This window comes from Mycobacterium sp. 1274761.0, assembly GCF_001668615.1.
Lineage (GTDB): Bacteria > Actinomycetota > Actinomycetes > Mycobacteriales > Mycobacteriaceae > Mycobacterium.
In genome coordinates this window covers 82,447-95,131 of record NZ_LZMC01000019.1, presented here as the reverse complement: position 1 = coordinate 95,131, position 12,685 = coordinate 82,447, and the positions used below count along the sequence as shown (strand labels likewise).

Annotated in this window: 13 protein-coding genes; 6 read left to right on the top strand and 7 right to left on the bottom strand. The window is 66.5% G+C overall.

From position 1 onward, the window contains the following. Positions 1-4 precede the first annotated feature (4 nt). The 7 genes from urtE to A5651_RS02600 form a co-directional block, all read right to left on the bottom strand. Positions 5-697: an urea ABC transporter ATP-binding subunit UrtE gene (gene urtE, locus A5651_RS02630; RefSeq protein WP_066975263.1), complete on the bottom strand. Its 693-nt coding sequence runs from the start codon at positions 695-697 to the stop codon at positions 5-7. Further along, entirely contained in the window at positions 697-1,500 is an 804-nt protein-coding gene (gene urtD / locus A5651_RS02625) for an urea ABC transporter ATP-binding protein UrtD (RefSeq protein WP_066975262.1), read from the bottom strand. The genes urtE and urtD overlap by 1 nt, the downstream gene beginning before the upstream one ends. Continuing rightward, a complete protein-coding gene (urtC, locus tag A5651_RS02620; RefSeq protein WP_066975260.1) occupies positions 1,497-2,609 on the bottom strand; it encodes an urea ABC transporter permease subunit UrtC in 1,113 nt (370 codons plus the stop codon). Before urtC ends, urtD begins: the two co-directional genes overlap by 4 nt. After that, on the bottom strand, positions 2,606-3,490 hold the full coding sequence (gene urtB, locus A5651_RS02615; protein ID WP_066975258.1) for an urea ABC transporter permease subunit UrtB: 885 nt from the start codon (positions 3,488-3,490) through the stop codon (positions 2,606-2,608). The genes urtC and urtB overlap by 4 nt, the downstream gene beginning before the upstream one ends. Positions 3,491-3,497: 7 nt before the next feature. Next, positions 3,498-4,766, bottom strand: a complete 1,269-nt coding sequence (gene urtA / locus A5651_RS02610; protein WP_066975256.1) for an urea ABC transporter substrate-binding protein — start codon at positions 4,764-4,766, stop codon at positions 3,498-3,500. A 143-nt stretch (positions 4,767-4,909) separates the two neighbouring features. Continuing rightward, entirely contained in the window at positions 4,910-6,280 is a 1,371-nt protein-coding gene (locus A5651_RS02605) for an NAD(P)/FAD-dependent oxidoreductase (RefSeq protein WP_066975460.1), read from the bottom strand. 147 nt (positions 6,281-6,427) lie between these two features. Beyond that, positions 6,428-7,099 carry an SDR family oxidoreductase gene (locus A5651_RS02600; RefSeq protein ID WP_197496514.1) on the bottom strand — a complete coding sequence of 224 codons (672 nt, stop codon included), beginning with the start codon at positions 7,097-7,099 and terminating at the stop codon, positions 6,428-6,430. Between the two features lie 148 nt (positions 7,100-7,247). Between A5651_RS02600 and modA the strand changes: the two genes are divergently transcribed. From modA to A5651_RS02570, 6 genes are all read left to right on the top strand, one after another. Further along, on the top strand, positions 7,248-8,006 hold the full coding sequence (gene modA, locus A5651_RS02595; RefSeq protein ID WP_066975254.1) for a molybdate ABC transporter substrate-binding protein: 759 nt from the start codon (positions 7,248-7,250) through the stop codon (positions 8,004-8,006). Continuing rightward, positions 8,003-8,818, top strand: a complete 816-nt coding sequence (locus A5651_RS02590) for an ABC transporter permease (protein WP_066975252.1) — start codon at positions 8,003-8,005, stop codon at positions 8,816-8,818. The genes modA and A5651_RS02590 overlap by 4 nt, the downstream gene beginning before the upstream one ends. Further along, complete coding sequence (locus tag A5651_RS02585; protein WP_197496513.1) at positions 8,815-9,981, top strand: sulfate/molybdate ABC transporter ATP-binding protein; 1,167 nt, start codon at positions 8,815-8,817, stop codon at positions 9,979-9,981. Before A5651_RS02590 ends, A5651_RS02585 begins: the two co-directional genes overlap by 4 nt. Before the next feature lie 109 nt (positions 9,982-10,090). Next, entirely contained in the window at positions 10,091-11,158 is a 1,068-nt protein-coding gene (locus A5651_RS02580) for an APA family fibronectin-binding glycoprotein (protein WP_066975250.1), read from the top strand. Positions 11,159-11,327: 169 nt separating this feature from the next. Beyond that, positions 11,328-11,630, top strand: coding sequence for a GlsB/YeaQ/YmgE family stress response membrane protein (locus A5651_RS02575; protein ID WP_066975248.1), 303 nt, complete (start codon positions 11,328-11,330; stop codon positions 11,628-11,630). Positions 11,631-11,651: 21 nt separating this feature from the next. After that, entirely contained in the window at positions 11,652-12,680 is a 1,029-nt protein-coding gene (locus tag A5651_RS02570; RefSeq protein ID WP_066975246.1) for a zinc-binding alcohol dehydrogenase family protein, read from the top strand. The last annotated feature ends 5 nt before the right edge of the window (positions 12,681-12,685 follow it).

Here is a 12,685-nt window from a genome sequence, read left to right as displayed (position 1 = left end):
CCCGTTAAATAGCCAACGCCGCACGCACATCCGCCTCCGAGGAAGAACCGCCGACACCGCTGGACGTGATTCGGCCCGCTTCGAGGATGAAGTAGCGCTGCGACGATTGCAGGGCGAACCCGATGTGTTGTTCGACCAGCAACACGCCCAGATCACCGCGGGCGGTCAGCGTGGTGATGGCGGCCTCGATCTCGGCCACCACCGACGGCTGAATGCCCTCGGTCGGCTCGTCGAGGATCAGGCACCTGGGTTCGGTGATCAGCGTGCGTGCGATCGCCAGCTGTTGGCGCTGGCCGCCCGACAACAGCCCGGCCCGCCGGCCGAGCAGTTCCTTCAGCGCGGGAAACAGATCGAGTTGCTCGTCGATCAGTTGCTTGCCATTCTTACGCCCGTCGGCAACCACCTGGAGGTTCTCGGCCGTGGTCAACTGGCCGAAACACTGCTGACCCTGCGGCACATACGCCAGGCCGCGGGCGACGCGTGCACTGGGCCGCAGCCGGGTGATGTCGTCGCCGTCGAAGATCACCTTTCCCGCACTGCATTTCAACAACCCGACGGCGGCGCGCAGCAGTGTCGTCTTTCCTGCGCCGTTATGACCCATCACCGCGGCGACCCCGTCGGGCGGCACCGTCAGGCTGGCGCCGTGGATGACCTCGGAACGACCGTAACCGGTGTGCACGTCAATGAGTTCGAGCATCAGTCACCCTTCTGCAGGCCTGCTGCGCCCGCTGCCGCGGTGCCCAAATAGACCTCCTGCACCTTCGGGTTGGCCTGCACCTCGGCGACCGAACCCTCGGCGATCACCCGCCCGCGGGCCAGCACCGTCACCGATGTCGCGAACGCCCGCATGAAGTCCATATCGTGTTCGACGACCACCACCGTGCGTTCTGCGCCTATGCGGCGCAACAGGTTTCCGGTTTCGGCACGCTCTTCGGTGCTCATTCCGGCCACCGGTTCGTCGAGCAACAGCACGTCGGCGTTCTGCACCAGCAGCATGCCGATCTCCAGCCACTGCTTCTGCCCGTGCGCCAGCACACCGGCGGGTTTGTCGGCCAGCTCGGCCAACCCGACGGTGTCGAGCACCTCTTCGATCAAGGGCAAGACTCCGTGGCGGCGACGCATCAGCGTCCACACCGACCGGCCGGCGCCCGCGGCGATGTCGAGGTTCTGCAACACGGTGAGCCGTTCGAAAACACTGGCGGTCTGGAACGTTCGCCCTACGCCGCTCCTGGCGATCTGGTGCACCCTCTTACCGAGCAACTCTTTGCCCGACTTGTTCACCGACCCAGTGGCCGGCACCAGCCCGGTGATCGCGTCGATCACCGTTGTCTTGCCCGCACCATTGGGCCCGATGAGGAAGCGCAGATCACCCTGGAACAGTGTGAGGTCGACGTCATTGACGGCCTTGAAGCCGTCGAAATCGACTGTCAGGTTGCGCACTTCAAGGTATTCGGTGCCCATCCCGGCGTTGCCGCCCGCCTTCGGCTCCGGTGACGTCATGACGTTACCCCCACTGTGTCGGGGTCCGGATCGACGACGGACTCGGGATGCGGCGGTGGCGCTTGAGTGCGGGGCCGCCGCCGCTTGATGAGCCCGCCGAGGCCGGCCAAACCGGCCGGAAAGAATCCGACGACGACGATGAACAACAGTCCCTGTGCGTACGTCCATTCCGACGGAAAGCGTTCGGAGAACAGCGATTGCGCCCACGCGACACCGATGGCGCCCAGCACCGGACCCAGCAGCGTAGTGCGCCCGCCGATAGCCACACCGATCAGGAAGGCGATCGATGGCACGATACCGACCTGCGACGGCGCGATGAACCCCACGATCGGTGCGAACAGGGCGCCGGCGATGGCGGCGAACAGCGCTGCGGCAGTGTAGGCAACCACCTTGATGTTGGCCGGGTCGTAGCCGAGAAACCGCACCCGCTCCTCACCGTCGCGCACCGCGACCAGCAGTTCACCGTAGCGGCTCTGCATCAGCTGGCGGGCCACGGCGACGGCGATGAGCAGGACGGCCGCCGCGATGAAGTACAGCATCCGCCGGTTCGCCGGGTCGTTGAGCGTGAACCCGAAGAACGTGCGAAACCTGTTGAGCCCGTTGCTGCCTCCAAGCCCGGTCTGCCCAACCAGCAGGATCGCCAGCGCGGCGGCGAGCGCCTGCGACAGGATCGCGAAATAGGCGCCCTTGACCCGCCGCTTGAAGACAGCCAGACCCAGTGCGGCCGCAATGGCGGTCGGCACCACCACGATGGCCAACAGGGTGAAAGCGGGGGAGGCGAACGGCTGCCAATACGACGGCAGCTCACGCACGCCCGCAATCTGCATGAAGTCGGGCACGTCGTCGCCGCGCAGTTGCGCGTCGGCGACCTTGAGGTGCATGCCCATGATGTAGCCGCCGAGCCCGAAGAACACGCCCTGGCCCAGCACCAGCATTCCGCCGCGGCCCCATGCCAATCCGATCCCGACGGCGACTATCGCAAAGCACAGGAACTTGCCCAGCAGGCTGAGCCGGAAGTCCGACAGTGCCACAGGGGCCAGCCCGAACAGCAGCACGGCCGCCACACCGAAGCCCGCCCATGTCTGCCATCGACCGAGATGAGCCCTCATGCGAGACTCCTTGTGCGAACCGTGAACAGGCCCTGCGGACGCACCTGCAGGAAGATCACGATGATGACGAAGAGGATCACCTTTGCCAGCGATGCAGTGGTGTTGTATTCGATGAACGAGTTCATAAAGCCCAACGCGAACGCCGCGATTACGGTGCCCTTGATCTGCCCGAGGCCACCGACGACGACAACGAGGAACGCATCGATCAGGTAACTCTGCCCGATGGTCGGGCTGGTCGAACCGATCAGCGTCAACGCGACGCCCGCGATCGCGGCCAGGCCGGAACCGATGAAGAAGGTCGTGATGTCGGTTCTGCGCGACGAAATGCCGCTGGTTTCGGCGAGGTCGCGGTTTTGCACGACGGCCCGGATCCGGCGCCCCATCGGGCTGACCTTCAGCACCACGGCCAGCGCCACCACGCAGATGATGGCCAGCGCCAGGATGAAAATCCGTGTTCTCGGCACGACCGCACCGAGGATCTCCACGCCGCCGGACAGCCACGTGGGTGCGGCAACGTTCACTGCCGGCGCCCCGAAGATGTCTCTGGCGACCTGTTGCAGGATCAGCCCGACACCGAACGTCACCAGCAACGTGTCCAGTGGCCGGTCATACATTCTCCGGATCAACGTCACCTCGAGCAGTGCCCCCATGGCGCCGCCGACGAGGAACCCGATCACCAATGAAAGAAGCAGTGACACACCGGCGTTGGACACCATCTTCTGAACGACGAAGGTGGTGTAGCAGCCAGCCATGATGAACTCGCCGTGCGCCATGTTGATGACGCCCATCTGACCGAAGGTCAGCGACAACCCCAGCGCCGCCAGCAACAGGATCGAACCGAGGCTCAAACCCGTTGCCAGCTGCCCAATTAGGACGTTCATCCCCGAATCAGCTGGACAGGCCCGCTGCCCACGGGTAGGTCTTCAAGTAGGGATCCGGCTTGATCGGCCCCGGTGACTCCCAGATCGTGTAGATCAGGCCGTCGGGATGGATTTCGCCGATGCGCGCGGTCTTGGTGATGTGGTGGTTCTCGCCGTCGATGGTCACCAGCCCCTCCGGGGCGTCGAACGTCACGCCGCCGGCGTTGTCTTGAATTGCCTTGACGTCGAACGACTTTGCCTTCTCGACCGTGTTCTTCCACAGATAGACCGAGACGTAGGCGGCCTCCATCGGATCCGAGGTCGGCTTGTCGGCGCCGAACTTGTCCTTGTAGGCCTTGACGAACGCCTTGTTCACCGGGTTGTCGACGGTCTGGTAGTAGTTCCAGGCCGTGAGCTGGCCCTCGATATTGCGGGCGCCGATTCCGGTGACCTCTTCCTCGGCGATGGAGACCGAGACCACCGGCATCTTCTGCGGGGTCAGACCCGCATTGGTGTACTCCTTGAAAAACGCGACGTTGGAGTCACCGTTGAGCGTGTTGAAGACCGCTGCTGCATTGGAGCCACGCACCTTGTTGACGATCGTGGAGAAGTCCGTCGAGCCCAGCGGCGTGTAGTCCTCACCCTTGATCTCGATACCGTTGGCACCCGCGTACGCCTTGATGATGCGGTTCGCGGTCTGTGGGAACACGTAGTCGCTTCCCACCAAATACAGGGACGTGATGCCCTTCTGCTTCAGGTAATCCAGCGCGGGGACGATCTGCTGGTTGGTGGTCGCACCGGTGTAGAAGATGTTCTTCGATGACTCCAGACCCTCGTACTGCACCGGGTAGTAGAGCAGCGAGTTCGCGCCCTCGAAGACCGGCAGCATCGCTTTGCGGCTCGATGACGTCCAGCCGCCGAAAACCGCTGCCACACAATCACTGCTGATCAGCTTCTCGGCCTTCTCTGCGAAGACCGTCGGTTCCGATGCGCCGTCCTCTCCGACGAGCTGGATCTGCTTGCCCAGCACGCCACCGGTGGCGTTGATCTGTTCGACGGCAAGGTCGATCGCATGGCGCACGGTCACTTCGGATATCGCCATCGTGCCCGACAACGAGTTCAGCGCACCGACCTTGATCGCCGGGCCAGACGTATCCACGCACGCCTTCGCGTCCGTCGAATCCGATTCAGTCGCCTTGCTGCCACAACCGGTCAGCAACAGGCTGATCGCGGCCACGACACTTCCGGCAGCCAGAGCCGATCTTCTCAACGTGGACCGTGGGGCGGCTTGTCGCATTGGCGGCCTTTCTTTTTCGGCAGAGCTCAGCACACGAGACACCGGAGTTGGTGCTGATCCGAAACGTTAGGTCGCCTGTGTTTCTTCTAGGTGTCGACGTGTGACCAACACATAAACCGTGAGCCCACCCCGGCCAAGGCGCGCTAGCTGGCGGCTTTCTCGCCTTCGACGGCCGCGGCGATTTCCTCGAGTTCCTCGAGCCGGATGCGGGCGTACGCCTGCTGCTCGGTAATCGTCAGCTGACCGCGCTTGTTACTGAGGAACGTGGCGATCCAGGAGATCAGCGTGGTGATCTTGCGCCGGAAGCCGACCAAGTAGACCAGGTGCAGGAAAAGCCATGCGAGCCAAGCGATATAGCCGCCGAACTCCAGCGGGCCGATCTTTGCCACCGCGCTGTTGCGCGACACCGTGGCCATCGAACCCTTGTCGAAGTACTCGAACGGTTCACGCTCGAACGGGTCGGCACCGCGTAGCTCGGCCTTGATGGTGTTGGCGACGTACTTGCCGCCCTGGATCGCGCCCTGCGCCATGCCGGGGACGCCTTCGACCGCGGCCATGTCGCCGATCACGAAGACGTTGGGGTAGCCGGGAACGGACAAGTCGGGGTTGACCTTCACCCGGCCGGCGCGGTCCACCTCAGCGGTGGACTGATCGGCGATCTGCTTGCCCAGCGGGCTTGCCGACACCCCGGCGGACCACACCTTGCAGGCAGATTCGATGCGCCGGGTCGTGCCGTCGGGGTCCTTGACGGTGATGCCGTTGCGGTCGACGTCGGTGACCATCGCGTTGAGCTGGATCTCGACGCCCATTTTCTCGAGCCGGGCCTGGGCCTTCTTACCGAGTTTCTCGCCCATCGGCGGCAGCACGGCAGGAGCGGCGTCCAACAGGATCACCCGCGCCTTGGTTGAGTCGATGTGCCGGAACGCGCCCTTGAGGGTGTGGTCGGCAAGCTCGGCGATCTGCCCTGCCATCTCCACGCCGGTCGGCCCAGCGCCGACGACGACGAACGTGAGCAGCTTCTCGCGCCGCTTGGGATCGCTGGACCGCTCGGCCTGTTCGAAGGCGCCGAGGATCCGCCCGCGCAGCTCCAGCGCGTCGTCGATGGACTTCATGCCGGGCGCCCACTCCGCGAAGTGGTCGTTGCCGAAATACGACTGGCCCGCGCCCGCGGCGACGATGAGCGTGTCGTAGGGGGTGATGTACGTGTGTCCCAGCAGCTCGGACTTCACGGTCCGGTTCGCCAGGTCGATGCCCGTCACGTCGCCCAGCAACACCTGGGCGTTCTTCTGCTTGCGCAGGATCACCCTGGTAGCCGGCGCGATCTCGCCCTCGGAGATGATGCCGGTCGCCACTTGGTACAGCAGCGGCTGGAACAGGTGATGCTGGGTGCGGGCGATCATCTTGATGTCGACGTCAGCGCGCTTGAGCGCTTTGGTTGCGGTCAAGCCGCCGAAGCCCGAACCGACGACGACAACTTTGTGCCGGTCAGACGGGGTAGCTCCGGGGTGGCTCATCAGCTGCTGCTCCTCGAACGGCTTTACGTCCTCTTCAGCATCTACCGTAGTCGCCCCCATCCCAGCGAGAGCGAGCAACTAGGTGAGATTTGCCACGTTAGAAGGTGTTTAACCCTGCCGAGGCGCGTTTCGGCGCCGCGATATCAGCTACCGGTGAGCCAGCGCGCCGTTGCTGACGTGCATGGTCTGCCCGGTGATGTGGCGGGCGGCGGGCGTGCTCAAAAAGAGCGCCAGCCGGGCGATTTCGGCCGCGACGGGGGCCGGGCTGCCGAGGCCGGCGTAGCCTTCCTGCGCGCTGCGGCCCGAGGCCACCGCGTTGACCGTGATGCCACGCGTGCCGAAGTGCGTGGCCTGGCCCTCAGTCCAGTTCGACACGGCGGCCTTGATGGCGGCATCCGCGCTGCCCTCACGCGGGTTCTCCGGCACAACGCTGATGATCGAACCGCCCGAGCGCAGGTGGTCGCCGACGACCTGGACGGTCAACACGGTCGAGAGCAGGGTCGAGGCCAGCGCGTTGCGCCATGCGGTCGCATGGTCGGCCAGCGTGTAGGTACGCGGATCACCCGCCTCCCACAATGGGGCCGGCACATTGACGATGGTGTCGAGATGGTGCGGGAACAGACCGCGGGCGTCTTCCATGCTGGCCGGGTCGGTGTTGTCGCAGACAATCGCATCGACGTCCAGCTCCTTGGCCGCCACCTCGAGGTCTTCGCGACGGGCACCGGTGATCACCACTTTGTGGCCTGCATCGCGGAAGCTCTCCGCAATCGTGCGGCCCAGATCCGTATCACCGCCGGTGACCAGCACCTCCATCGCCATGACCTCCTGTTTAGCGCGGAACCGCCGCCGCCGTGGCGCCGGTCCGCCGACGATGTTACTGGAGGGTAGCTATTCGACGAAACTCGGCGCGCATATCGGTTGTGCAGCGATTTCCACCCGTGATGCCGTGGTGACCTAGGGTTTGGCCGTGACGAAATCAGCCCGCCTTTCCGTGGTGCTCTGCCTGCTGCTCGCGCTCGGACTCGCCGGCTGCGGCTCGTCGGACCAGGACAAGCAGTCGATCGTCGTATTCGCGGCCGCCTCGCTGAAGAAGTCGTTCACCGAGATCGGCGAGCGGTTCAAGGCCGGTAACCCGAGCAGCTCCGTCGACTTCAACTTCGCCGGCTCCGCCGATCTGGTCACGCAGTTGGCCCAGGGCGCCAAGGCCGACGTGTTCGCCTCCGCCGACACCAAGAACATGGTCAAGGCCGAGCAGGCCGAACTGGTCGCAGGCAAGCCGGTGAATTTCGCGTCCAACAGGCTGACCATCGTCACCGCGCCGGGGAATCCCAAGCGGGTGGCCTCGTTCGCCGACCTCACCACGCCAGGAGTATCGGTCGTGGTCTGCGCGTCCGAGGTGCCGTGCGGGTCGGCGACCGACAGGGTCGAGAACGTCACCAAGATCGAGTTGCGACCTGTCAGCGAGGAGACGTCGGTGACCGACGTGCTGAACAAGGTGACCAGCGGGCAGGCCGACGCGGGCGTCGTATACGTCACCGATGCGCTCGCCGCAGGCGACAAGGTGGCGACGGTGAACTTCGTCGAATCCGTAGCGGCGGTGAACACCTATCCGATCGCGGTGCTGAAGGACGCCCCGAAGCCAGATCTGGCGAAGAAGTTCGTCGACCTGGTCACGGGGGAGTACGGCCAGAAGGTGCTGTCCGAGGCGGGCTTCGCCAAGCCTTGAGAACTGCGCCCGGGCCCGCGCTGCCGCGCTGGATCTACCTCCCCGCCGCGGTCGGGGCGCTGTTCGTGGTGCTGCCGTTGATCGCGGTCGTGACGAAGGTCGACTGGCCACGGTTCTGGTCGCTCATCAGCAGTGAATCCTCGCGAACCGCACTGGTTTTGAGCCTGCAGACCGCGGCTGCCAGCACCGCGCTGTGCGTGCTGCTTGGCATCCCGATGGCACTCGTGCTGGCCCGCAACGACGGCCGGGTGGTGCGTCTGATCCGTCCGGTGCTGCTGCTACCGCTCGTGCTGCCGCCCGTGGTGGGCGGCCTCGCGCTGCTGTATGCATTCGGCCGCCTCGGTTTGATCGGCCAGTACCTCGACGCCGCGGGCATCCGGATCGCGTTCACCACCACGGCGGTGGTGTTGGCGCAGACCTTTGTGTCGCTGCCCTTTCTCGTCATCGCGCTCGAAGGTGCGGCGCGCACGCTCGGGCGCGACTACGACGTCGTTGCGGCCACTCTGGGGGCGCGGCCGACCACGGTGTGGTGGCGGGTGTCCATGCCTCTTCTGGCGCCGGGCCTGACCTCGGGCGCGGTTTTGGCATTCGCCCGCTCGCTGGGAGAGTTCGGGGCGACGCTGACGTTCGCCGGCTCGCGCGAGGGCGTCACCCGGACACTGCCGCTTGAGATCTACCTTCAGCGGGAATCCGACGCCGACGCCGCGGTCGCACTGTCAGTGTTGCTGGTTGCGGTCGCCGCCGTCGTCGTGCTCGCAGTCGGGGCGCGCACTTTGCGGGCCGGTTCGGTGTTGGCGGGAGCCCGCGCGTGACCTCGGTCGAGATGCGCGCCGTCGTCGTCGACCGGGGCATCGACATCGAATTGTCCGTCGCCGCGGGCGAAGTGCTGGCCGTACTGGGTCCCAATGGCGCGGGCAAGTCGACCGCCCTGCAGGTGATCGCCGGCCTGGTCCGACCGGACTCGGGGATGGTGCGACTCGGCGAACGGCTGCTCACTGACGCGGTATCCGGGGTGTTCGTGCCGACGCACGCGCGGCGGGTCGGCATGCTGATGCAGGACGCGCTGCTGTTTCCGCACCTGAACGTGGCGGCGAATGTGGCGTTCGCTCCGCGTACCGGCCATCGCAGACGGTCTCGGCGCGAGGCCCGGGCCGCCGCCATCGACTGGCTGGCGCAGGTCGGTGCCGCTGACCTCGCTCCCCGCATGCCGCGCCAGCTCTCCGGCGGCCAGGCACAGCGGGTGGCGCTGGCCCGCGCCCTGGCGGCAGAACCTGCGGTCCTGCTGCTCGACGAACCACTGGCGGGTCTGGACGTCTCGGCCGCCTCTGCGATGCGAAAACTGTTGCGGGACACGCTTACCCGCGAAGGTCGATCCGCGGTGCTGATCACCCACGACATCGTGGACGTGCTCACCCTCGCCGACCGCGTGCTGGTCCTGGAGTCCGGTCGCGTCGCCGAAACTGGTTCTGCCGCAACGGTACTCGCCGCACCACGGAGCGCCTTCGGGGCACGGCTGGCCGGCGTCAACCTCGTCAACGGGACCGCGGCGCCCGACGGCGCACTCAGCACCGCGTGGGGCACGGCCTGGCATGGCGTTCCCGGCGACGATGTCGTCGTCGGGCAGGCCGCAGTGGCCGTGTTCTCACCCGCCGCGGTGGCGGTCTACCGCGACCAGCCGCACGGCAGCCCCAGGAACACCGTCGAGGTGGTGGTCGCCGAAGTCGAGCGCAGCGGCGGCACGACGACACTTCGCGTGCGCGCCGACGAGCAACCCGACGGCGCGCCCGGGCTGGCCGCCGACATCACGGCGCAGGCGGCCGCCGAAATCGGTGTTGCGCCGGGGGAGCGGGTGTATTTCTCGGTCAAGGCGCAGGAGGTCGCCGTTCATCGGTGGCGTAACAACCGGTCGACGCGGGTCGATCTCATGGACGAACCCCGCGTGACCCCGCGGGGGAGCTCGTCGTGCCAGCAATGAACACCGATCGCGCTAGCAGCCCTTATACATCTGCCAGCAATTTCACAGATAAACACTCTGTGACCGCCGCACACTTGCGTCACGCCAGCAACACTGTAGTTTCGTCTCCATGCACGAGCCTGAAGCGATCCTGGAACACCGCAAGCGCCGCGCGAAGGCAATGGCGATCGCCGCGGCCAGTGCCACGATGGTGGCTCTCGCGCTGCCCTCGGCGCACGCCGATCCCGAGCCGTCGCCGTCGCCCGCGCCGCCGCCCCCCTCAGGCAACACCTTCCTGCAGGGTACGCCGCCCGACCCGAACGCGCCGCAGGCTCCTGCTCCCGCCCCTGCCGATCCGGCCGCGCCTGCAGCGGCGCCTGCCGATCCCAGTGCCCCCGGCCCGGCACCCGCGGCCGCGGGCCCGAACGCACCGGCGCCCGCCCCTGCACCGGAAGCGGGCCGCGTCAACAATGCCGCGGGCGGATTCAGCTATGTGGTACCGGCGGGATGGAAAGTTTCAGACGCCACCCAGTTGTCCTATGGCCAGGCGCTGCTGACCAAGGCCACGCCGGAGTCGACGGCACCGACGCAGCCCGGACAGCAGGCTCCTCAGCCGGCGAACGACACCAGCATCCTGCTCGGCAGGCTGGACATGAAGTTGTTCGCAGGCGCCGAGCCCGACAACGCGAAAGCGGCCACCCGGCTGGCGTCCGATATGGGCGAGTTCTTCATGCCGTACCCCGGCACCCGCGTCAACCAGGCGAACGGGTCACTTTCCGCGGGTGACCTGCCGGGCGCCTTCTCCGCCTATGACGTGAAGTTCACCGACACCAACAAGCCGAACGGCCAGATCTGGGCGGGCGTGGTGGGCAATGCCACACCGACCGTGGCGCCAGGCCAGCCCATCACCCCGCGCGGGCAGCGGAACGAGCGGTGGTTCGTCGTGTGGCTGGGGACCGCCAACAACCCCGTCGACAAGGGCGCGGCCGCGTCGCTGGCCAGCTCGATCCGGCCATGGAGCCCGCCTGCGGCGCCGCCGACCGACCCGAACGCGGCACCGGCGCCGGCGGAGGCGAGTGCACCGGCGCCCGATCAGAACGCGGCGCCCGCGCCGGCCAACGCGCCCGGCCGCCCGCCGGTCGGAGTCGGCGTGCCGGTCGACCCGGCCACCGCACCCGGAATGATGCCCGCCGGCTGAGGTTCGAGAGCCTAAAGCGGCCGACCCCCAGTTGCGGGGCGGCCGCTTTTGTTCATCGGTTGTTTGATCTTGTTCGTATCCAATTCCACCGCCGAATCGTTACCCTGCGGGCGTATACCGAAGATGGTCCGACGACCGCGTCGGACGCCGACAGGCAGGAGTTCGCGAGATGGATGCCATTGCAGCGACTGAGTTCCTCGCTCGGTCGACCACACTCACCAGCGTCGGCTGGATCGGGTACATCATCATCGGCGCAATCGCCGGATGGATCGCCGGAAAGATCGTCAAGGGCAGCGGTTCGGGCATCTTGATGAATATCGTGGTCGGCATCGTCGGTGCGCTGATCGGCGGCTTTCTGCTTAGCTTCTTCCTCGACACCGCGGGGGGTGGATGGTGGTTCACGCTTTTCACCGCCATCCTCGGATCGGTGATCCTGTTGTGGATCGTCGGGCTGGTGCAGCGCAAGAACTAGCCCACTTCGACTCCCCGACGTATGGCCGACACAGTGATGACCGCTTGGCAGGTGCAACGCCCTGGCCCGATGAGCACCCGCCCCCTGCAGCAGGTCACCGTTGCGGTGCCCACACCCGCGGCGGATGAGTTGCTGGTGGCAGTGCGTGCCTGCGGGGTATGCCGCACCGATCTGCATGTCGCCGAGGGCGATCTGCCGGTGCACCGGCACAACGTAGTCCCTGGACACGAGGTGGTGGCCGAAGTCGTTCAAGTAGGGGAAGCGGTCGGCGAGGACGCCGGTGAGGAGTTCAGCGTCGGCGATCGGGTGGGTGTCGCCTGGTTGCGCCACACGTGCGGCCAGTGCACATTCTGCCTGCGCGGGCAGGAGAACCTGTGCCCGCAGTCGCGCTACACGGGCTGGGATGCCGACGGTGGATACGCCGAATTCACCACGGTCCCAGCGGATTTCGCTCATCCGCTGCCTGCCGGGTATTCCGACACCGAGCTGGCACCGCTACTGTGCGCGGGCATCATCGGTTATCGGTCGCTGCTGCGCGCCGACCTGCCCACAGGCGGGCGGCTGGGCATCTACGGCTTCGGCGGCAGCGCCCACATCACCGCGCAGGTGGCGCTGGCGAAAGGCGCCGAGGTACATGTCATGACGCGCGGGGAGGCCGCGCGCGAGTTGGCGCTCGCGCTCGGCGCGGCGTCCGCGCAGGGCGCAGGCGAACCACCGCCGGTGACGTTGGATGCGGCGATCCTTTTCGCGCCGGTGGGCGATCTCGTGCCGCCCGCCCTCGAGGCGCTCGACCGCGGCGGCACGCTGGCGATCGCCGGCATCTATCTCAGCGACATCCCGGAACTGAACTACGAGCGCCACCTGTTCTACGAACGCCAGGTGCGCTCGGTGACGTCCAACACCCGCGCCGATGCGCGGGAGTTTCTGGCCTTCGCCGGCGATCACCACATCGCGGTGACGACGCCCGAATATCCGCTCGACCGCGCCGCCGACGCACTCGCCGACCTCAGCGCCGGACGGGTCTCAGGAGCGGCCGTGCTGACGGTGTAGCCCGA

Excerpts from the sequence above, each read along its gene's own strand:
- urtE (WP_066975263.1), bottom strand. The coding sequence starts at position 697 with ATGCTCGAACTCATTGACGTGCACACCGGTTACGGTCGTTCCGAGGTC.
- urtD (WP_066975262.1), bottom strand. The coding sequence starts at position 1,500 with ATGACGTCACCGGAGCCGAAGGCGGGCGGCAACGCCGGGATGGGCACC.
- urtC (WP_066975260.1), bottom strand. The coding sequence starts at position 2,609 with ATGAGGGCTCATCTCGGTCGATGGCAGACATGGGCGGGCTTCGGTGTG.
- urtB (WP_066975258.1), bottom strand. The coding sequence starts at position 3,490 with ATGAACGTCCTAATTGGGCAGCTGGCAACGGGTTTGAGCCTCGGTTCG.
- urtA (WP_066975256.1), bottom strand. The coding sequence starts at position 4,766 with ATGCGACAAGCCGCCCCACGGTCCACGTTGAGAAGATCGGCTCTGGCT.
- A5651_RS02605 (WP_066975460.1), bottom strand. The coding sequence starts at position 6,280 with ATGAGCCACCCCGGAGCTACCCCGTCTGACCGGCACAAAGTTGTCGTC.
- A5651_RS02600 (WP_197496514.1), bottom strand. The coding sequence starts at position 7,099 with ATGGCGATGGAGGTGCTGGTCACCGGCGGTGATACGGATCTGGGCCGC.
- A5651_RS02580 (WP_066975250.1), top strand. The coding sequence starts at position 10,091 with ATGCACGAGCCTGAAGCGATCCTGGAACACCGCAAGCGCCGCGCGAAG.
- A5651_RS02575 (WP_066975248.1), top strand. The coding sequence starts at position 11,328 with ATGGATGCCATTGCAGCGACTGAGTTCCTCGCTCGGTCGACCACACTC.
- A5651_RS02570 (WP_066975246.1), top strand. The coding sequence starts at position 11,652 with ATGGCCGACACAGTGATGACCGCTTGGCAGGTGCAACGCCCTGGCCCG.